Annotated in this window: 16 protein-coding genes; 10 read left to right on the top strand and 6 right to left on the bottom strand. The window is 73.8% G+C overall.

Going from position 1 to position 19175, the window contains the following annotated elements; all coding sequences use genetic code 11:
* Window positions 1-21: 21 nt before the first annotated feature.
* Complete coding sequence (locus ACFV20_RS16460; protein ID WP_385657008.1) at window positions 22-1857, bottom strand: phosphatidylglycerol lysyltransferase domain-containing protein; 1836 nt, start codon at window positions 1855-1857, stop codon at window positions 22-24.
* A 233-nt stretch (window positions 1858-2090) separates the two neighbouring features.
* Here ACFV20_RS16460 and ACFV20_RS16455 point away from each other — a divergent pair, with 233 nt between their 5' ends.
* Complete coding sequence (locus ACFV20_RS16455; RefSeq protein ID WP_385657005.1) at window positions 2091-3209, top strand: alpha/beta hydrolase; 1119 nt, start codon at window positions 2091-2093, stop codon at window positions 3207-3209.
* A gap of 135 nt (window positions 3210-3344) precedes the next feature.
* On the top strand, window positions 3345-4604 hold the full coding sequence (locus tag ACFV20_RS16450; RefSeq protein WP_385657003.1) for a hypothetical protein: 1260 nt from the start codon (window positions 3345-3347) through the stop codon (window positions 4602-4604).
* A gap of 375 nt (window positions 4605-4979) precedes the next feature.
* On the opposite strand, the gene ACFV20_RS16445 is transcribed toward ACFV20_RS16450, so the two are convergent.
* Window positions 4980-6314, bottom strand: a complete 1335-nt coding sequence (locus tag ACFV20_RS16445) for a PH domain-containing protein (protein ID WP_385657000.1) — start codon at window positions 6312-6314, stop codon at window positions 4980-4982.
* Window positions 6311-6841, bottom strand: a complete 531-nt coding sequence (locus ACFV20_RS16440) for a PH domain-containing protein (RefSeq protein ID WP_385656998.1) — start codon at window positions 6839-6841, stop codon at window positions 6311-6313. The genes ACFV20_RS16445 and ACFV20_RS16440 overlap by 4 nt, the downstream gene beginning before the upstream one ends.
* A 31-nt stretch (window positions 6842-6872) precedes the next feature.
* On the opposite strand from ACFV20_RS16440, the gene ACFV20_RS16435 reads away from it, so the two are divergent.
* Window positions 6873-8024, top strand: coding sequence for an NADH-quinone oxidoreductase subunit D (locus ACFV20_RS16435; protein WP_385656996.1), 1152 nt, complete (start codon window positions 6873-6875; stop codon window positions 8022-8024).
* A 68-nt stretch (window positions 8025-8092) separates the two neighbouring features.
* On the opposite strand, the gene ACFV20_RS16430 is transcribed toward ACFV20_RS16435, so the two are convergent.
* Window positions 8093-9103 (bottom strand): SAM-dependent methyltransferase, encoded by a 1011-nt coding sequence (locus ACFV20_RS16430; RefSeq protein ID WP_385656994.1) that lies wholly within the window; start codon window positions 9101-9103, stop codon window positions 8093-8095.
* A gap of 118 nt (window positions 9104-9221) precedes the next feature.
* On the opposite strand from ACFV20_RS16430, the gene ACFV20_RS16425 reads away from it, so the two are divergent.
* Window positions 9222-10415, top strand: coding sequence for a sensor histidine kinase (locus tag ACFV20_RS16425; protein ID WP_385656991.1), 1194 nt, complete (start codon window positions 9222-9224; stop codon window positions 10413-10415).
* A 168-nt stretch (window positions 10416-10583) separates the two neighbouring features.
* A complete protein-coding gene (locus ACFV20_RS16420; protein ID WP_385656988.1) occupies window positions 10584-11252 on the top strand; it encodes a response regulator in 669 nt (222 codons plus the stop codon).
* Window positions 11253-11341: 89 nt separating this feature from the next.
* Here ACFV20_RS16420 and ACFV20_RS16415 read toward each other — a convergent pair whose 3' ends face one another.
* A complete protein-coding gene (locus ACFV20_RS16415; protein ID WP_385656985.1) occupies window positions 11342-12448 on the bottom strand; it encodes a DUF5937 family protein in 1107 nt (368 codons plus the stop codon).
* 161 nt (window positions 12449-12609) lie between these two features.
* On the opposite strand from ACFV20_RS16415, the gene ACFV20_RS16410 reads away from it, so the two are divergent.
* Window positions 12610-12846: a hypothetical protein gene (locus ACFV20_RS16410; protein ID WP_385656983.1), complete on the top strand. Its 237-nt coding sequence runs from the start codon at window positions 12610-12612 to the stop codon at window positions 12844-12846.
* 98 nt (window positions 12847-12944) lie between these two features.
* Here the strand turns inward: ACFV20_RS16410 and ACFV20_RS16405 are convergent, their stop codons facing one another.
* Window positions 12945-14141 (bottom strand): threonine aldolase family protein, encoded by a 1197-nt coding sequence (locus tag ACFV20_RS16405; protein ID WP_385656980.1) that lies wholly within the window; start codon window positions 14139-14141, stop codon window positions 12945-12947.
* A gap of 276 nt (window positions 14142-14417) precedes the next feature.
* Here ACFV20_RS16405 and ACFV20_RS16400 point away from each other — a divergent pair, with 276 nt between their 5' ends.
* From ACFV20_RS16400 to nadC, 4 genes are read left to right on the top strand one after another with little or no spacing between them, the layout of a single operon-like run.
* Complete coding sequence (locus ACFV20_RS16400) at window positions 14418-15482, top strand: DUF2520 domain-containing protein (RefSeq protein WP_385656977.1); 1065 nt, start codon at window positions 14418-14420, stop codon at window positions 15480-15482.
* Window positions 15479-16480: a pantoate--beta-alanine ligase gene (panC, locus tag ACFV20_RS16395; RefSeq protein ID WP_385656975.1), complete on the top strand. Its 1002-nt coding sequence runs from the start codon at window positions 15479-15481 to the stop codon at window positions 16478-16480. Before ACFV20_RS16400 ends, panC begins: the two co-directional genes overlap by 4 nt.
* Window positions 16477-18186: an L-aspartate oxidase gene (locus ACFV20_RS16390; RefSeq protein WP_385656972.1), complete on the top strand. Its 1710-nt coding sequence runs from the start codon at window positions 16477-16479 to the stop codon at window positions 18184-18186. The genes panC and ACFV20_RS16390 overlap by 4 nt, the downstream gene beginning before the upstream one ends.
* Window positions 18187-18191: 5 nt before the next feature.
* Window positions 18192-19166: a carboxylating nicotinate-nucleotide diphosphorylase gene (nadC, locus tag ACFV20_RS16385; protein ID WP_385656970.1), complete on the top strand. Its 975-nt coding sequence runs from the start codon at window positions 18192-18194 to the stop codon at window positions 19164-19166.
* Window positions 19167-19175: the final 9 nt, after the last annotated feature.

Here is a 19175-nt window from a genome sequence, read left to right as displayed (position 1 = left end):
GCGGGCCCGTGCGGGCGGGGGTCACGCCGCCCGGACGTCGCGTTCGGCCGTGGTGCGGTGGGCGCAGGGGCGCGGGGCGGCCGTGCGGCGGCCGCGCAGGAACCGCGGCAGGGGCAGGGCGAGGGTGACGAAACCTTCGGCCTGCATGGCGGCGATGCCGATGCGGGGCAGGTCGGCGGAGGCGCGGTAGACGACGAAGCGCGGCTCCCAGCGCGGCTGGAACTTGGCGTTGAACTTGTACAGGGACTCGATCTGGAACCAGCGCGAGAGGAAGACCAGCAGGCCGCGCCAGGCGCGCAGCACCGGGCCGGCGCCGATCTTCTCGCCGCGGGCCAGGGCCGCGCGGAACATCGCGAAGTTGAGGGAGACCCGGGCGATGCCGAAGCGGGGCGCGGCCTGGAGGGCGGCCACGATGAGCAGTTCGTTCATGCCGGGGTCGGCGGAGCGGTCGCGGCGCATGAGGTCCAGGGAGGCGCCGTCGGTGCCCCAGGGCACGAAGTGCAGGATCGCCTTCAGGTCGCCGTAGGGGCCGGGGTGCTCGTCCTGTTTGTGGGCGGTGGCGATGAGGCAGTCGCCGTCGGCGGGGTCGCCGACGCGGCCGAGGGCCATGGAGAAGCCGCGCTCGGTGTCGGTGCCGCGCCAGTCGTCGGCGGCCCGGCGGATACGCTCCAGCTCGGCCTCGCCGAGGTCACGGACCCGTCGTACCCGGGTTTGGTAACCGGCCCGCTCGATGCGCTTGACCATCTGGCGCACGTTGCGCATCGCGCGGCCGGCGAGGGAGAAATCCGCGACGTCCACCACCGCCTCGTCGCCCAGTTCGAGGGCGTCGAGACCGGTCTCGCGGGTCCACACCTCGCCGCCGGTCTCGGAGCAGCCCATGACGGCGGGGGTCCAGGAGTGGGCCCTGGCCTCGTCCATGAACCGTTCGATGGCGCCGGGCCAGGCCTCGACGTCGCCGATCGGGTCTCCGCTGGCGAGCATCACGCCGGAGACGACCCGGTAGGTCACCGCCGCCTTGCCGCTGGGGGAGAAGACGACCGCCTTGTCGCGGCGCAGCGCGAAGTGGCCGAGGGAGTCGCGGCGCCCGTGCTTGTCCAGCAGGGCACGCAGCCGGGCCTCGTCCTCCTCGGTGAGCCGTGCGGCCGGGTGCTCGGGGCGGAATGCCAGGTAGACGGTGGTGACGGCGGTGAGCAGGCCGAGGGCGCCGAGCGAGAAGGCGACGGTCCAGGAGGTGTCGCCCCGGTAGTCGACCGGGCCCTCGAAGCCGAACAGGCCGTAGATGACGTGGGTGATGCGGTCGGCGAGGCTGGGGTCGCCGACGATGCGTCCGTCGTGCACGTTGACGACGAGCAGTCCGAGCGCGAGCGAACCGGCGCTCATCAGCACCAAGTTGGCGAGGGCCTTCCAGCGGCTGCGCGGGTCGGGCAGGGCGTTGAACTGGTCGCGGTGGCGCAGCAGGGGGGCCAGCAGTGCCAGGGAGATCAGCACGCCCACGAGCGAGTGCCGGTAGGTGAACTGGGCGACGGCCCCGGCCGGCAGGAGCGCCACCGCGGCCCGCCAGGCCCGGCGCTTTCCGCGCTTGAGGCCGTGGGCGAGCAGCAGCAACAGCACGCCGGTGCTGAGGGACAGGGCGGCCGCGAACGGGCCGAGCGCGCCGGGCAGGACCTCGGCGAGGGTGTGCATCCTGCTGTGCCGGAACCGGGGGAAGACGCCCGCGGCGATGTCCAGGACGCCCACCAGGGCGCAGGCTCTGCCGACGAGGACGGGGACGGCCTCGGGGCGCGGCCCGCGCAGTATCCGGCTCAGCCGGCCCGGGCGGGCCGTGCCGCTGCCGCGAGGCGGAACCCCGCCCGACATTTCCTCATCTGTCCTGACAGACATCGCATCCCGTAGTTCCGCGAGAGACCTTGGATCCGGTGCCGATTCGGGCATCCGGCGACATTGCGCCCTCTAGGACGGTGTCTCGGGGAGAGAGGTTCACTCCCCACGTCAAAGCCGTTTCAAAGGCAGGGGAAAGTCCGGGACAAGCCCTCGCGAAGGTGTGAACGCGGGGCGGTCCGGGGCGGAGAGCGCGGACAGGTGACCGATCCATGGGTCTGACGAGCGACAACGTGCTGGTGGTGGCGGTGCTGTCCGCCGTGCTGCTGTTCAGCGGCACGGTCTGGCTGTGGCCGCGGCTGGCCCGGCGGAGTCTGCGTGCCGTGGGCGGGCGGATCGGGCTGCTGCTGGGCACCCAGCTGGCGTTGTTCGCCGCGGTGGGCCTCGCCGCCAACCAGTCCTTCGGCTTCTACGCGAGCTGGGCGGACCTGTTCGGGCAGGAGAAGGACCAGGGTGTCGTCGTCGACCATCCGCCGGGCGGGGGCCCGTTGGAGGTGGTCGGCTCGCGCCGGGTGCCGGGGTCGGGGGGTGCGCTGCCGGGGACCGGCGGCCGGATCCAGCGGATCGACGTCGTGGGCCGTACGACGCGCATCGCCTCTCCCGCCTACGTCTATCTGCCGCCGGAGTACTTCCAGCCGCGGTACCGCACCCACCGCTTCCCCACGGCCGTCGTGCTGACGGGCTATCCGGGCACGGCGTCGGCGCTGGTGGAGAAGCTCCGCTATCCGCGTACGGCGCTGGAACTGGCCCGGGCGGGCCGGGCGAAGCCGATGATCCTGGTGATGCTGCGGCCGACGGTGGCGCCGCCCCGGGACACGGAGTGCGTCGACATCCCGGGCGGTCCGCAGACCGAGTCGTTCTTCGCGAAGGATCTCCCCGACGCCTTGCGCACGCACTACAGGGTGGCCGAAAAGCCGGGCGGTCTGGGCATCATCGGCAACTCCACGGGCGGATACTGCGCGTTGAAGATCGCCCTGCACCATCCCGATGTGTACGCCGCCGGGGCGGGGCTGTCGCCCTACTACAAGGCCCCGATCGACGCCACGACAGGCGATCTCTTCCAGGGCGACAAGGCGCTGCGCCATCGCGCGGACCTGTTCTGGTACCTCGCGCACCGGCCCGCTCCCGATTCGTCCCTGCTGGTCAGCAGCAGCAAGGTCGGGGAGAAGGACTACCGGGACACGCTGCGGTTCATCGAACGCGTGCGGGACACCGGGCGGACGCGGATCTCGTCGATCATCCTCGAAAGCGGCGGGCACAACTTCAACACCTGGCGGCGCGAGATTCCGGCGGCGCTGGAGTGGATGAGCGGGCGGCTGAGCGGCTTCTGATAATGATCTTGGGAATGGGGTGAGCGGTCGATTCCGCTTCTTCCCGAGTTCTGATGTGGTGTGAACGTTTCGGTGTGGCTTTGTTTTTGCGGGGTGGGTCACCATGATTCGCCTACGCGCGGTAAGTTTCTGGCCATGCCACGTGGACGTCACCGCCATTCCCCGCCTCTGCACAGGATGCTGCCCCCGTCGGCGATCGCAGGCGTCTCCCTCGTCTGCGCCCTGGGGCCCTGGGTGTTCACGGAGCCGATGGTGCTCCGCGGTCTGGCCGCGGCCGCCGCGGCGACGGCGGTCATCGGCGCGGTCGTGCTGCGTCGTTGGGACACCCAGGCGGGCAAGCGCGTCGCCGATCTCACGCGCGCGCGGGCGAGCGACGAGTGGCGCTTCGAGGAACGGGTCGCCGAACTGGAAGCCGACCTCGAGGAGTCGCGCGAGCTGCGCGTGAAGCTGGAGCAGCGGCTGCGCGCCAAGCGCACGGAACTGGCCGGTCTGCGCAACGAGCACGCCGCGCTGCTGCGCCGGTACGCCACGTCGGAGGCCGAGCGCGCGAGCGTCCTGGAGGATCGCCGGGTGCTCGAGATAGAGGCGACCGCTCCGGTGCGGGCAGCGCTGCCGGCGGGCGCGTCGGACGCGGCGGAGGCACCGGCGGAGCCCGACGAGGCTCCGGGCGCCCTCACCGTGGAGGAGGAGCCCGGGGTTCCCGCCGTGTTCTCGCCGGAGGGATCCCGGCTGTTCCTCAGGGCCGCGGCGGCGCTCGCCCGGTTCGACGGCGCGACGGTTCCCGACCCGGACGGCGGCGGCGACGGTGACGGCGACGGCGTACCGAAGGACGAGGACGCGCAGGAGACGCAGGATGCGCAGGACGGGGAGCCTGCGGCGGAGCGGGAGCAGTCGGAGCCGGCACCCCAGGAGGCAGCCGAGGAGCGGTCCGGGGCGGCCGACGACCACGAGCGCACGACGGCCGAGACGACCGTGGCGCAGGCCGGTGGCGCCGTGGCCGCCGAGGAAAGCGCGGCACCGGTCGGCGAGACCAGCCGGCTTCCGGAGCCGGCGCGGGCCGAGCGGCCCGCCGAGCGGCGGTCGGGGCACTTCACCGTGCCGACGGCCGTGGCCGTCCCGCCGCAGTCGCCGGTGCGGCGTCCGCAGGCCGGGGGCGGATTCGACTTCTTCGGCACGAAGGCCGATACGTCCCCGGCGGCCCTGGAGGCCGTGCAGAACGAGGACCTCGCCGATGTCGTGGGCCAGGAGGCGCTCGCCCTGCACAAGGCCGAGACCGAGGCCCGTTACAAGCCGGCCGACGAGGAGTCGCGCGGTATCGGCCAGGTCATCGACCTGACCGCGCACGACGAGACGGAGCAGATCGACGTCCAGGGACTGCGCAGCGCGGTGTCCTGAGGCCCGATGACCCCGAAGGGCCCCGGCCGCGGCCGGGGCCCTTCGCCGTACACGCGGGACCGCCGCCCAGCGGTCCGCGAGAGCCCCACGCCCACCGGATCGCGCCGTCCTGCGGGTTCGGCGGTGTGGCTGTGTGTGCGGTGGGTCGGGTTGTCCTGCGGGTTGGGTGGTGTCGCTGGGTGTGCGGTGGGTGGGGCTGTCCCGTGGGTTCGGTGGTGTGGCTGTGTGTGCGGTGGGTGGGGCTGTCTTGCGGGTTGGGTCGTGCGGCTGTGTGTGCGGTGGGTCGGGCTGTCCTGCGGGTTCGGTGGTGTGGCTGTGTGTGCGGTGGGTCGGGTTGTCCTGCGGGTCGGGTCGTGCGGCTGTGTGTGCGGCCGGTCAGGACATCCAGCGGTCCGGGCGGGCGTCCCGGCGGCCCGTTCGGGAGCGTTCCGCCTGGGCCGCCAGGAGTTCGCGTGCCTCGTCGGCGTCCCGCAGCCGCGCCCGCACGGTCTTGTTCGCGCCCGTGTCCACACACACGTCGGCGACGCCCCGGGCCCGCTCCCACGGCCCCTGGGTCATCCGCACGCTCTGCACCTTGGCGTGCGGCACCAGCGCCAGACGCCGCTCCAGCAGTCCGGACCGGGCCGCGAACACCGCGTCCGTGACGGCGAGTCCGTACCCGCGCCACCACAGCGGCACGCACCAGCGGGCGCGGCGCGGCGCCGGTGACAGGGCCGCGGGCCCCGGCACGCTCACCCCGGGCAGCACCCGCGCGACGACCTCCTCGGCGATGGCGCGCGGAGCGACCGGAACCAGCACGGAGTTGGACGAGCCCGCCACGTCCAGCTCCACCCGCACCCAGCCGCGCCGCCGCCACAGCAGCGGTTCCACGATCCGCACCGTCTGCACGCGCCCCGGCGGCACCGTCTCGTGGGCCCGGTCCAGCAGCCCGTGGTCGATGCGCAGCCCGTCGGGCGACTCGCCCACCGTCCAGTCGTACTCGGCGACGAACCGCCCCGCGCTGCTCGCGCCCGCCGCGCCCAGCAGCGGAAGGGCGACCGCGAGGACCGTCCACAGGCTGTGGGTGACCAGCCACAGCACCGGCGGGACGACCAGCGCGGCGGCCAGCGACCCCCAGGTCGCGCCCGTCAGCACCAGCGCGAGAGCGAGCACCCCCGGCGGCACCCGCAGCAGCTGCCGGACCGGGGCCTCCCCGACCTCGTGCGCGGTCTCGGGTGCGAAGCCGGCCGCCCGGGCGAGCAGTTCGGCCCGCAGCGCCCGTGCCTCGTCCGCGCCGAGGAAGGCCAGTTCGTCCTTCTTGTCGGTGCCTATGACGTCGAGCTTGAGCTTGGCCACGCCCGCGACCCGGGCGAGCAGCGGCTGGGTGACGTCGACGGCCTGGATCCGCTCCAGCCGGATGTGCGCGGTGCGCCGGAAGACGAGCCCGGTGCGGATGCGCAGCTCGGTCCCGGTCACCGCGAAGTGCGTGAACCACCAGGAGCAGAAGCCGTAGAGGGCGGCGGCCGGGATGAGCACGGCGAGACCGATCAGCAGCGTGGTCGTCGTCAGCCGGGTCAGCTGGCGCTGGGCCCCGTCGGGGTCGTGCACGGCCCAGCCGAAGAGCACGGCGACCGGGGCCCAGGCGCGGCGCAGGGGTGTGACGGGGTGCAGCCGCCGCTCGGTGATCTCCGTGGCGGCCTCGGGGGCCTGCGCGGCCCCGGGCGCCGTCACAGCCCCGCCGACCGGGCTTCGCCCAGCTCGGTGAGCCGGTCGCGCAGCCGTTCCGCCTCGGCCGGGTCCAGGCCGGGGATGGTCGCGTCGGTCGCCGCGGCGGCCGTGTGCAGCTGCACGCTGGCCAGCCCGAAGTGCCGCTCGACGGGCCCGGAGGTGACCTCGACGAGCTGCATCCGCCCGTACGGCACGACCGTCTCCTCGCGCCACAGCACGCCCCGGGTGATCAGCAGGTCGTCGGCCCGCTCGGCGTACCGCCAGGAACGCCAGTTTCGCTCGATCATCACCCAGCACCAGGCCATCAGCGCCAGCGGCGGCAGCGCGAAGGCGGCCCACGCGGGACCGGCCAGCAGCCCCGGCAGCAGTCCGGCCGCCAGGGCGATCAGCCCGAGCCACACGACCAGCAGCAGCCGGCGCATCCTCAGCAGGCCGGGCGGCAGCGCGATCCACTCCGGCTCGCCCCCGGCGGCCTCGACCGTGGCCTGTGGTCCCACCGGCCCTGTGTTCTGCGGACTCCCCGTATCCATGGGGCCAGCGTACGTAGGAGAGACTGTGTGCATGACTCCTACGACGGAGACCATGGTCGGAATCGGCGGCGCCGCGGAGAGCACCGACATGGTGCTCAACATCGGGCCGCAGCACCCGTCCACCCACGGCGTGCTGCGGCTGAAGCTCGTCCTGGACGGCGAGCGCATCTCGCACGCCGAGCCGGTGATCGGCTACATGCACCGCGGCGCGGAGAAACTCTTCGAGGCGCGCGACTACCGCCAGATCATCATGCTCGCCAACCGGCACGACTGGCTGTCGGCGTTCTCCAACGAGCTGGGCGTCGTCCTCGCGGTGGAGCGGATGCTCGGCATGGAGGTGCCCGAGCGCGCGGTGTGGCTGCGCACGCTGCTCGCCGAGCTGAACCGGGTGCTCAACCACCTGATGTTCCTCGGCTCGTACCCGCTGGAGCTGGGCGGGATCACCCCGATCTTCTACGCCTTCACCGAACGCGAGGAACTCCAGCACGTCATGGAGGAGATCTCCGGCGGGCGGATGCACTACATGTTCAACCGCGTGGGCGGCCTCAAGGAGGACGTGCCCGCCGGGTGGACCACCCGCGCGCGCACGGCCGTCGCCGACGTGCGCTCCCGGATGGACCGCTTCGACGACCTGGTGCTCGGCAACGAGATCTTCCGGGGCCGCACCCGGGGCGTCGGCACCCTCTCCGCCGACACCGTGCACGCCTACGGCGTCAGCGGGCCGATCGGCCGTGCCTCGGGCGTCGACTTCGACCTGCGCCGCGACGAGCCGTACCTCGCCTACGGCGACCTCCAGGACATCCTGAAGGTGGTCACCCGGCAGGAGGGCGACTGCCTGGCCCGCTTCGAGTGCCTCCTGGAGCAGACGCACAACGCGCTGGACCTGGCCGACGCCTGCCTGGACCGGCTCGCCGAGCTGCCGCCCGGGCCGGTCAACCAGCGGCTGCCGAAGGTCCTGAAGGCACCCGAGGGTCACACGTACGCGTGGACCGAGAACCCCCTCGGCATCAACGGCTACTACCTCGTCAGCAAGGGCGAGAAGACCCCCTACCGGCTGAAGCTGCGCTCCGCCTCGTACAACAACATCCAGGCGCTGACGGAGCTGCTGCCGGGGACGCTGGTCGCGGACATGGTGGCGATCCTGGGGTCGATGTTCTTCGTGGTGGGGGACATCGACAAGTAGGACCTCGTTGCGGTGCGCTCCGGCAAGCAGCGGGACCCTCGTCCCCGGAGCGGTCCGCGTACGGCGGCTCAGCCCGCGAACGGGTCCGTGATCCCGACCGGCTGGACCAGCCAGCCGAAGTCGCCCAGTCCGCCCGGCGCCGTGAGCTCGGCGGCCTCTCCGGCGTTCGCGAGGGCGCGTACGTACCCGGCGGGGTCGGTGGAGGCCAGCGTGAGCGCGGGGCGTGCGCCGGTCACGCCCAGGGTGTGCAGCGCCTCGCGCTGGGGGAGCACGCGGCTGCCGGGCAGCGCGCACGCGTCGAGGGCGACATGGGCGGTGATGTCGCAGGAGCCGTCCGGGACGGGTGTCGTCTCCCGGCCCTCCCGAAACCCCGTCAGTGTCCCGAACGGCGGCCGGGTGTCCGCCGTGTGCGCGTAGTCCACGGCCACGGCGAGGCCCCGGCGGAGCGTGGCGACCGCCCCGGCCCAGGCCTCGTCCCGGGGCAGGCCGATCTCGGCCCGCAGCCCTGCCTCGCCGGGCAGCGGCCACCACCGCTGAAGCCACCGCGCCGACGCCCCCGTCATGGGCTCCCCGAGCCGCTCCCTCCCGTCCTCCCGGACCATGACCAGCCGCGCGACGCCGGCGGCGTCCACCTCGGCGACCTCCACGGGCACGTTGTCCAGCCACTCGTTGGCGAACAGCAGCCCGGTCGTCCCCTCCGGGGGCGCGGCCCGCCACTCGATCCGGTGATCGAGACCGGCGGGCCGCTCGGCGATCTCGACGGCGTACGCGCGCGTACGCGCCGCCACCTCGGAAGGGAGCGCGGCCAGCACCCCGCTCGTCAGCTCACCCCGTCCGGCCGCCATGTCGACGAAGTCCAGCGTCCCGGGCCGCCCCAGCGCCTCGTCGACCCGGCACAGCAGCCGCGCCACGGCCCCGGCGAACAGGGGCGACGCGTGCACGGACGTCCGGAAATGCCCGGCCGGCCCCTCCGCGCGCCGGTAGAAGCCCCCCGGCGCGTACAGGGCGTGCTGCGCCGCGGCACGCCACCCGCGCCACCCCTGCCACCCACGCCACTCGTCCCTCGTCCCAGCCGTCACCGGGCCAGGCTATGCGCACACAACGAACGCAACTCCACCTTGCGGAGTACGCGCGCCCGGTGCGGATCGGCCCTCCGGTTGACCCCTGCACCTATCGCGCTTCCCTACGCTGGGTTACGTGCAGCGCCTCTATGACTTCCTCCGCAGGCACCCGATGTGGGTCGACGGCTTCTGGGCCGTGGTCCTCCTCGGGATTTCGGTGCTGGGCGGAGCGGCCGGCGAGCGGATCGGCCCGTGGGCCGCCGTCGTCCCGATCACGCTGCTGCTGAGCCTGGTGGTCGCGCTGCGCCGCCGGATGCCGGAGAAGATGCTGCTGCTGGCCTGCGCGGTCGGCGTGGTGCAGCTGATCACCGACGTCGCGGTCCTGCCCGCCGACTTCGCCATGCTGGTGATCGTCTACACGGTCGCCGCGGAGGGTGCCCGCTGGGCGTCACGCTTCGCGCTGGCCGCCGGCCTGTGCGCGGCGCCGCTCGCGCAGGTGCGCTGGTCCAACGAGCAGACGGGTGTGGCGGGCGACATCGCCCTGGCGGTGCTCCAGACCGTCCCCTTCGCCCTGGCCTGGGTGCTCGGCGACTCCATCCGCACCCGCCGCGCCTACTTCGCGCAACTGGAGGAGCGGGCCGCCCGCCTGGAGAAGGAGCGCGAGGCACAGTCCAAGGTGGCCGTCGCCGCCGAACGGGCCCGGATCGCACGGGAATTGCATGACGTCGTCGCGCACAACGTCTCGGTGATGGTGGTCCAGGCCGACGGCGCCGCCTACGTCCTCGACGCCGCGCCCGACCAGGCGAAGAAGGCCCTGGAGACCATCTCCTCCACCGGCCGCCAGGCCCTCGCCGAGATGCGCCGCCTGCTCGGCGTACTGCGCACCGGCGAGCACCAGGAGGCCGGCGAGTACGTGCCGCAGCCCGATGTGCAGCAGATCGAGGACCTCGTCGATCAGTGCCGCACCTCGGGGCTGCCCGTCGACTTCAAGGTCGAGGGCACCCCCCGCCCGCTGCCCAGCGGCGTCGAGCTCACCGCCTATCGCATCGTGCAGGAGGCGCTCACCAACACCCGCAAGCACGGCGGGCCCAACGCGGGCGCGAGCGTGCGCCTGGTGTACTTCGACGACGGCCTCGGTCTGCTCGTCGAGGACGACGGCAAGGGCGCCCCGCACGAGCTGTACGAGGAGGGCGGGTTCGACGGGCAGGGCCACGGCCTGATCGGCATGCGCGAGCGGGTCGGTATGGTCGGCGGCACCCTGGACGCGGGCCCGCGCCCGGGCGGAGGATTCCGCATCAGTGCCCTGCTGCCGCTCAAACCCGCGCACTGACGCGGCCGCACGCCCCGGACTGACACCTGTAACGACCTGCGATGCCCCGCAACGGCCCACGATGAACCGCAACGGCCCACGATGCCCCGCAACTGCCCACGATGACCTGCAACTGCTCGCAATGATCTGTTACGCCCCCTGGGGCGACCCCGACTTGGAAGAGGCCCGATGACGATCCGCGTGATGCTCGTCGACGACCAGGTGCTGCTGCGGACCGGGTTCCGGATGGTGCTCGCCGCCCAGCCCGACATGGAGGTCGTGGCGGAGGCGGGGGACGGTGTCGAGGCCCTCCAGGAACTGCGCAGGACCGAGGTCGACGTGGTGCTGATGGACGTCCGCATGCCCAAGCTCGACGGCGTGGAGACGACCCGCCGGATCTGCGCGGACACCGACCCGCCGAAGGTGCTGATCCTGACCACCTTCGACCTCGACGAGTACGCCTTCTCCGGGCTGAAGGCGGGCGCCTCCGGCTTCATGCTGAAGGATGTGCCGCCGGCCGAGCTCCTGACGGCGATCCGGGCCGTGCACAGCGGGGACGCGGTCGTCGCGCCCTCCACCACCCGCCGTCTGCTGGACCGCTTCGCACCGATGCTGCCGGGCACCAAGCAGCCCCAGCACAAGGAGCTGGAGCGGCTCACCGACCGTGAGCGCGAGGTCATGGTGCTGGTCGCGCAGGGGCTGTCCAACGGTGAGATCGCGGCGCGGCTGGTGCTGTCGGAGGCGACGGTGAAGACACACGTGGGCCGCATCCTGACCAAGCTGGGCCTGCGGGACCGGGTGCAGGTCGTGGTGCTGGCCTACGAGACCGGGCTGGTGCGCGCGGGCGGACACGGCTGATCCCCCGGCGCGGGCCGGCCTGCCGGAGCTGCCTCGGGAACTGCCGGAGGGGCCGGCCGGGGTGGGCCGGAGGCCGGAGGCCGGAGGAGCTACCTGAGGATTCCTTCCAGGAACTCGCTGCCCAGCCGGGCCACCACCGTCACGTCCAGCTGGTGCAGTACGTACCGGCCGCGGCGGCGGGTGCTGATCAGGCCCGCCTTCTTCAGCACGGCCAGGTGCCGGGATATCTCCGGGGCCGTCATGCCGAGCACCTGGGTCAGCTCGCTGGTGGTGTGCGCGCTGCGGGCCAGATGGCGGCTCATGCGCATCCGCACCGGATGGGACAGCGCGGTCATCCGCAGGGCCAACTGCTCGAGCGCCTGGGGTGCGGCGAGCTCCGGTGAGCCGACCGGGTAGTGCAGCACCGGCTGCCAGCCGTGCCGGTGCAGGACCATCAGATGCGGCCAGCCGAGACTCGTCGGGACGAGCAGCAGGCCGCCGTCGCCCGTGGCCGTACGGCCGTCGCCCAGCTTGTCGACGGTGATCCGGGTGGCGGCCGCGTCGAGCGTGACCGCCGGGGACACCGCGGCCAGTCCCTCGGCCAGGCCCTTGTGCCGCAGCAGGTCCGTCTTGTGCCGGGCGTCCGCCGCGAGTTGGTGGCGCAGCCGGGACCAGACGTCCGCGAAGAACGCCTCCTCGCAGTCCCGGAGGAACTGCCGCAGCCAGACCCGGATCCGGGGCGGATCGGCCAGCAGCCGTTCACCGAAGCTCAGTTGCCGCGGGCCGCGCGCGGCGGCCAGCTCCAGGGTCCGGCGGCGGGTCTCCGGGTCGGACAACGCCGAGGGGGCGCACTCGCCGTAGCCCGGGGAACACGTGAACTCCAGCGCCGTGTCCACGAACTGCTCGTCGGACAGCCGGTCGAGCTGGTCCAGCTCCTCGGCGAGGGTCGCGCCCGGGAGCGAGCGCCGGTCCGGCAGACCCGCCCAGGGCAGGAACAGGTCGGAGAACGTCGTCCGCCACAGGAAGTCCGCCTCGCACAGCCGGTCGGCCAGATGGGGGTCGAGCCGGGCCGTCACGGCTGTCACCCAGCCCTGCAGGCCCGGGTGGTGCGCCGGTTCGGACAGTGCGTGCAGCGCCATGCCGAGCTCGGCCAGGGGCGACGGCACCACGGCGACCGCCTCGGGCCGCAGCCCCTCGATGTCGATGTGCACGCTCATGCCCTCATGGTGCACCCGGCCACTGACAACGCCCCCGTCGATTGACGGGCCTCGTCAATCGACGCGACGCGGTGACCGGCCCGGGCGCAGGGTGGGACCACCGGGGCAGCCGCGGAGCCTTCGGCCCCTCCCTCACCCCGTCCAGCAGAGGCGATGTCAGCATGAGCGTCACACAGCAGTACCTCCTCGACACCTACCGCGCCCGGGCCCTCGACGAGCCCGCCCCGCCGGCCCCCGGCACCCACGACTGGCAGGTCGTGCGGGAATGGCGCGACGAACGGCAGCTCCGCGCGATCCTGGCGGGCTGCCCGGCCCGGCCCCGGTTCCGAAACGCCCTGAGCCGGTGGCGGCGGCGCGTCCGGGACGCCCTGAGCCGCCGCCGACGGCACCCCGCCTGACCCGCTCCGGCCGCCGAGCCGGGAACTGAGCGGTCGCTGTCCGCTGCACCTGGCCGGTGCGGGGAGCGGGGCCGGGAGCTGAGCGGTCGGCGTCCGCCCTACCTGACCGGCTCCGGCAGCCGGGTCACGAACTCCGCCACCGCCGCCTTCACGTCCTCGGCGCTCCACTCCAGCCCGGCGGCCCGCACATGCACCTCCGTGAGCGCGAGACCGGGACCTCCCCGGTCCCAGCCGCCGCCGAACAGGACGACCCCGGTCTCCTCGGCCGTGCGGACCGCGGCCTCGGCGAGGACGTCCGGCTCGTACGGCAGCCACACCTGGAAGTCGTGGGTGTGCGGCACCTCCGGGTGCACACGGGCCCACGGCAGACCGGCCGCGGCGAACCCCTCGCGCAGGGCGGCGGCCACCACGCGCGCGTGGGCCACGTACTCCGGCAGCCGGGGCAGCTGCCGCTCGAGCCCGACCAGCGCGGACAGCACCGTCGGGAACTGCTGGAAGACCATCCCGCCGTACCGGTGCCGCCACGTCTTCGCCTCCTCGACGAGCTCCCCGGGGCCCGCGAGCGCCGCACCGCCGAAGCCCTCCAGGGACTTGTAGAACGACACGTAGACGCTGTCGGCCAGGCCCGCGATCTCCGCGAGGGGGCGGCCGAAGTGGACGGTGGACTCCCACAGGCGGGCCCCGTCGAAGTGCACCACCGCGTCCCGCTCCCGCGCGGCCCCGACGACCTCGGTGAGCTCCTCCCAGGCGGGCAGCACGAAACCGGCGTCCCTGAGCGGCAGTTCGAGCATCAGCGCCCCGAAGGGCTCCTCGAAGTCGCGCACCTCGGCGGCGGAGGGCATCCGCGGCTCGCCCGTCAGCCGCACCGGGCGCAACCCGCCGACCTCGCTGAACGCGTTGCGTTCGTGCACCTCGGGATGGCTGAGCGCGTGCAGGGCGACGGTCGGGTTCCCGGTGCGGCCCGCCCAGCAGCGCAGCGCCACCTGCTGGGCCATCGTGCCGGTCGGGAAGAACGCGGCGGCCTCGGTGCCGAGCAGCCCGGCGACCTTCGTCTCCAGCGTCTCGACGACACCGTCGCCGTACAGGTCGGACAGCTGGTCGAGGTCGTGGACGGCGGCCGCCTCCTCCAGCACCGCCAGCCGCTCCCGGAGGGTCTGGTGGAAACCGAACCGGGCGAGCACCCGCCGGGCGCTGCGGTGGGCGGCCAGCCGCCTCGCGCGCAGCCCCGCGCCCCCGTCCCCGTCCGTCACCTGGTCGTCCGTCACCCGGTCGTCGCGTTCCGCCGTATCGGTCATGCCCCGGATCCTGCCCCGCGCGCGTGCGGCGCCGCACCCGCATTCACGAGACCGCGCGCGGCGCCGCACCCACATTCACGAGACCGCGCGCGGCGCCGCACCCGCATTCACGAGACCGCGCGCGGCGGGCTTCCGCATGGCTGCGTGCCCCTGCGGGAATGCCGCTCGGGCATGCACAGCCTGTGGACAGCCGAACGCCCCTCGAACCGATCGCGTTAACATGACGAGAAATCGTCCGGTACCCGGAGCGGACTGGAACGGGAAGGCCGCCGTCGAGTGAACACAACGCCACAGCCAGACCCCAAGGACCGCCCCGCGCGGCTCACCGTCGGCGTCGTCGGCGCCGGCCGTGTGGGTCCCGCGCTCGCCGCGTCCCTGCGGCTCGCCGGGCACCGCCCGGTCGCCGTCTCCGCCGTCTCGGACGCCTCCCGGCGCCGCGCCGCGCACCTGCTGCCTGACGTGCCGGTGATGCCGCCCGCCGAGGTCCTGAAGCGGGCCGACCTGGTGCTGCTGACCGTTCCCGACGACGCCCTGCCCGGGCTCGTCACCGGCCTCGCCGACACCGGCTCCGTCCGGCCCGGGCAGCTCCTCGCGCACACCTCCGGGCGGTACGGCGCGCGGGTCCTGGACCCCGCCCTGCGCGCGGGCGCCCTGCCGCTCGCCCTGCACCCCGCGATGACCTTCACGGGCACGCCCGTGGACGTCCAGCGGCTGGCGGGCTGCTCCTTCGGCGTCACCGCCCCCGAGGAGCTGCGCCTGGCCGCGGAGGCGCTGGTCATCGAGATGGGCGGCGAGCCGGAGTGGATCGCCGAGGAGAACCGGCCGCTCTACCACGCGGCGCTCGCCCTGGGCGCCAACCACCTGGTCACGCTGGTCGCCCAGTCCATGGAGCTGCTGAGCGCGGCCGGTGTCGCCGCCCCCGACCGGATGCTCGGACCGCTGCTGGGCGCGGCCCTGGACAACGCCCTGCGCTCCGGCGACGCGGCCCTCACCGGCCCGGTCGCGCGCGGTGATGCCGGCACGGTCGCCGCGCACGTCACCGAGCTGCGCCGGCACGCCCCCCAAGCCGTCGACGGCTACCTGGCGATGGCCCGGGCCACCGCCGACCGGGCCCTGGCCCACGGCCTGCTGAAGCCGGAACTCGCCGAGGACCTCCTCGGGGTACTCGCTCACGGGACCGACGGCCCCCACGGCCCCCACGGCAGCCATGGGACCGACGGCCCCCACGGCAGCCATGGGACCGACGGCCCCCACGGCAGCCATGGGACCGACGGCAGCCATGGGGCCGACGGCACCGACGGCACCGACGGCACCGACGGCACCGAAGGGGACGCCCGATGACCACCACCCTGCTGCGCACCGCCGCCGACCTGCACGCACGCGCGCGGGCGGGCCGCCGCGCCGTCGTGATGACCATGGGCGCCCTGCACGAGGGCCACGCCACGCTGATCCGCACCGCGCGCGGCCTCGCCGGGCCGGACGGCGAGGTCGTCGTCACCGTCTTCGTCAACCCGCTGCAGTTCGGCCAGGGCGAGGACCTCGACCGCTACCCGCGCACCCTGGACGCCGACCTCGAACTCGCCGGGGAGGCGGGCGCGGACGTCGTGTTCGCCCCCACCGTCGACGAGGTGTACCCGGGCGGCGAACCACAGGTCCGCGTCACCGCCGGCCCCATGGGCGAGCGACTGGAGGGCTCCTCCCGGCCCGGCCACTTCGACGGCATGCTCACCGTCGTCGCCAAGCTGCTGCACCTGACCCGTCCCGACGTCGCCCTGTACGGCCAGAAGGACGCCCAGCAACTGGCCCTGATCCGCCGCATGGTGCGGGACCTGAACTTCGGGGTGGAGATCGTCGGCGTGCCCACCGTCCGCGAGGAGGACGGACTGGCCCTGTCCAGCCGCAACCGCTACCTGTCGGCCGCCGAGCGGCGCACCGCCCTCGCCCTGTCGGGGGCGCTGTTCGCGGGCCAGGACCGGCATGCCGCGCAGGAGGCGCTGCGGGCCCGGGCGCGGGAAGTGCCCGCCACGCGCGCGCGTGCCGAGGCGCTGAGTGCCATAGGGGAGTCCCGTGCGGCGGCGGACGCGCACGCCGTGGCGACGGCCGTCCCGGGCGGCCCGTCGGCCGTCCGCGCCGCCGCCCGCCAGGTCCTGGACGAGGCCGCCCGCCTCGATCCGCCGCTCGTGCTGGACTACCTCGCCCTGGTGGACCCGTCCGACTTCACCGAGATCGGGGACGACTTCACCGGCGAGGCGGTCCTCGCCGTCGCCGCCCGGGTCGGGGCGACCCGGCTGATCGACAACGTCCCGCTCACCTTCACACGCTTCGGAGCCGCCTCGTGACCACCACAGGCATACGTCTGCACGCGCCCGCCGCCGGGTGGTCCATCGCCGCGGACGTGGTCGTCGTCGGCTCCGGCGTCGCCGGGCTCACCGCCGCCCTGCGCTGCGAGGCCGCGGGCCTGCGGACGGTCGTCGTCACCAAGGCGCGTCTCGACGACGGCTCCACCCGCTGGGCCCAGGGCGGCATCGCCGCGGCCCTCGGCGAGGGCGACACCCCCGAACAGCACCTCGACGACACGCTGGTCGCGGGCGCGGGCCTGTGCGACGAGGACGCGGTCCGGCTCCTCGTCACCGAGGGCCCCGGCGCCGTACGCCGCCTCATCGAGACCGGCGCCCGTTTCGACGAGTCCTCCGAAGGCGATCTCGAACTGACCCGCGAGGGCGGCCACCACCGCCGTCGCATCGCCCACGCCGGCGGTGACGCCACCGGCGCCGAGATCTCCCGCGCCCTGGTCGAGGCCGTCCGCGCGCGGGGCATGCGCACCATCGAGAACGCGCTCGTCCTGGACCTCCTCACGGACGCGGAGGGCCGCACCGCCGGGGTGACCCTGCACGTCATGGGCGAGGGCCAGCACGACGGCGTGGGGGCCGTCCACGCCCCCGCCGTGGTCCTCGCGACCGGCGGCATGGGCCAGGTCTTCTCCGCGACCACCAACCCGTCGGTGTCGACGGGCGACGGCGTGGCGCTCGCGCTGCGGGCGGGCGCTGAGGTCAGTGACCTGGAGTTCGTCCAGTTCCACCCGACCGTGCTGTTCCTCGGCCCCGACGCGGAGGGCCAGCAGCCCCTGGTCTCCGAGGCCGTGCGCGGCGAGGGCGCCCACCTGATCGACGCCGACGGCGTGCGCTTCATGCTCGGACAGCACGAACTCGCCGAACTGGCCCCCCGCGACATCGTCGCCAAGGGCATCCTGCGCCGCATGCTGGAGCAGGACGCCGAGCACATGTACCTCGACGGCCGGCACTTCGGCGCCGAGATGTGGGAGCACCGCTTCCCGACGATCCTGGCCGCCTGCCGCGCCCACGGCATCGACCCGGTCACCGAGCCCATCCCGGTCGCCCCGGCCGCCCACTACGCCTCCGGCGGCGTCCGTACCGACTCCCACGGCCGGACGACCGTCCCCGGCCTGTACGCGTGCGGCGAGGTCGCCTGCACCGGCGTGCACGGAGCCAACCGGCTGGCGTCCAACTCCCTGCTCGAAGGCCTCGTCTACGCCGAGCGCATCGCGGACGACATCGCGGCGAACGGCCTGCACGCGCGCGTCCCCCAGCCGCTCCCGCACCCGGAGATCCCCGAGCACCCCCTGCAGACCCCGGAAGCCCGTTTCGCCATCCAGCGGATCATGACGGGCGGGGCGGGCGTCCTGCGCTCGGCCGGCTCCCTGAGCAAGGCCGCCGACCAGCTCCAGCGCCTGCACACCGACGCCCGGGAGGCCCTCGCCGAGAACGGCAAGACGGCCGAGGCCGGCGTCGACACCTGGGAGGCCACCAACCTGCTGTGCGTGGCCCGCGTCCTGGTGGCCGCCGCCCTGCTGCGCGAGGAGACCCGGGGCTGCCACTGGCGCGAGGACCGCCCCGAGCGCGACGACGCCACCTGGCGGCGCCACATCGTCGTCACCCTGAATCCGGACCGCACGCTGGCCGTGCGCACCACGGACACCACACACTTCCCCCCGACCCTCCCCACCCAGGCCCCCCAGGAGCAGTGACCGACGTGAGCACCCCCGACCTTCCCCTCGCCTCCGCCGGAGGCTGCGGAGACGGCTGCGCCTGCGGCGCGGACGACGAGGCGTACCTGGAGTGCGGTCTGGACCCCGCACTCGCCCAGCTCCTGGCCGACGCGGGCCTCGACCCCGTCGAGGTCGAGGACATCGCCAACGTGGCCCTCCAGGAGGACCTGGCCCACGGCGTGGACGTGACGACGGTGGCGACCATCCCCGAGGACGCGGTGGCCACGGCCGACTTCACCGCCCGCGAGGCGGGCACCGTGTCCGGCCTGCGCGTCGCCGAGGCGGTCATCTCGGTCGTCTGCGAGGAGGAGCTCGAGATCGAGCGCCACGCCGAGGACGGCGACCGCGTCGAGGCGGGCCAGAAGCTGCTCTCCGTCACCACCCGCACCCGCGACCTGCTCACCGCCGAGCGCAGCGCCCTGAACATCCTGTGCCGCCTCTCGGGCATCGCGACGGCCACGCGCGCGTGGGCGGACGTCCTGGACGGCACCAGGGCCAGGGTCCGCGACACCCGCAAGACCACCCCGGGCCTGCGCTCCCTGGAGAAGTACGCGGTCCGCTGCGGCGGCGGCGTCAACCACCGCATGTCCCTGTCGGACGCGGCACTGGTCAAGGACAACCACGTGGTCGCCGCGGGCGGCGTCGCCCAGGCCTTCCGGGCGGTCCGCGAACGCTTCCCCGACGTCCCCATCGAGGTCGAGGTCGACACCCTGGACCAGCTCCGCGAGGTCCTGGACGCCGGCGCCGACCTGATCCTCCTGGACAACTTCACGCCGGCCGAGTGCGCCGAGGCCGTCGAGATCGTCCGGGGCCGCGCCGCCCTGGAGGCCTCCGGCCGCCTCACCCTCGACAACGCCAAGGCGTACGCCGACACCGGCGTCGACTACCTCGCCGTCGGAGCCCTCACCCACTCCTCGCCGATCCTGGACATCGGCCTGGACCTGCGGCCGGCGGAGTAGGGGCGGTAC

Origin of the sequence: Streptomyces sp. NPDC059696 (assembly GCF_042733745.1) — a bacterium.
Lineage (GTDB): Bacteria > Actinomycetota > Actinomycetes > Streptomycetales > Streptomycetaceae > Streptomyces.
Note: the sequence above shows the minus strand (reverse complement) of the source record. Positions and strands in the feature narration are given on the sequence as shown.

Coding starts and splice junctions, on each gene's coding strand:
- ACFV20_RS16460 (WP_385657008.1), bottom strand. CDS start 1,857: ATGTCGGGCGGGGTTCCGCCTCGCGGCAGCGGCACGGCCCGCCCGGGC.
- ACFV20_RS16455 (WP_385657005.1), top strand. CDS start 2,091: ATGGGTCTGACGAGCGACAACGTGCTGGTGGTGGCGGTGCTGTCCGCC.
- ACFV20_RS16450 (WP_385657003.1), top strand. CDS start 3,345: ATGCCACGTGGACGTCACCGCCATTCCCCGCCTCTGCACAGGATGCTG.
- ACFV20_RS16440 (WP_385656998.1), bottom strand. CDS start 6,841: ATGGATACGGGGAGTCCGCAGAACACAGGGCCGGTGGGACCACAGGCC.
- ACFV20_RS16435 (WP_385656996.1), top strand. CDS start 6,873: ATGACTCCTACGACGGAGACCATGGTCGGAATCGGCGGCGCCGCGGAG.
- ACFV20_RS16420 (WP_385656988.1), top strand. CDS start 10,584: ATGACGATCCGCGTGATGCTCGTCGACGACCAGGTGCTGCTGCGGACC.
- ACFV20_RS16415 (WP_385656985.1), bottom strand. CDS start 12,448: ATGAGCGTGCACATCGACATCGAGGGGCTGCGGCCCGAGGCGGTCGCC.
- ACFV20_RS16410 (WP_385656983.1), top strand. CDS start 12,610: ATGAGCGTCACACAGCAGTACCTCCTCGACACCTACCGCGCCCGGGCC.
- ACFV20_RS16405 (WP_385656980.1), bottom strand. CDS start 14,141: ATGACCGATACGGCGGAACGCGACGACCGGGTGACGGACGACCAGGTG.
- panC (WP_385656975.1), top strand. CDS start 15,479: ATGACCACCACCCTGCTGCGCACCGCCGCCGACCTGCACGCACGCGCG.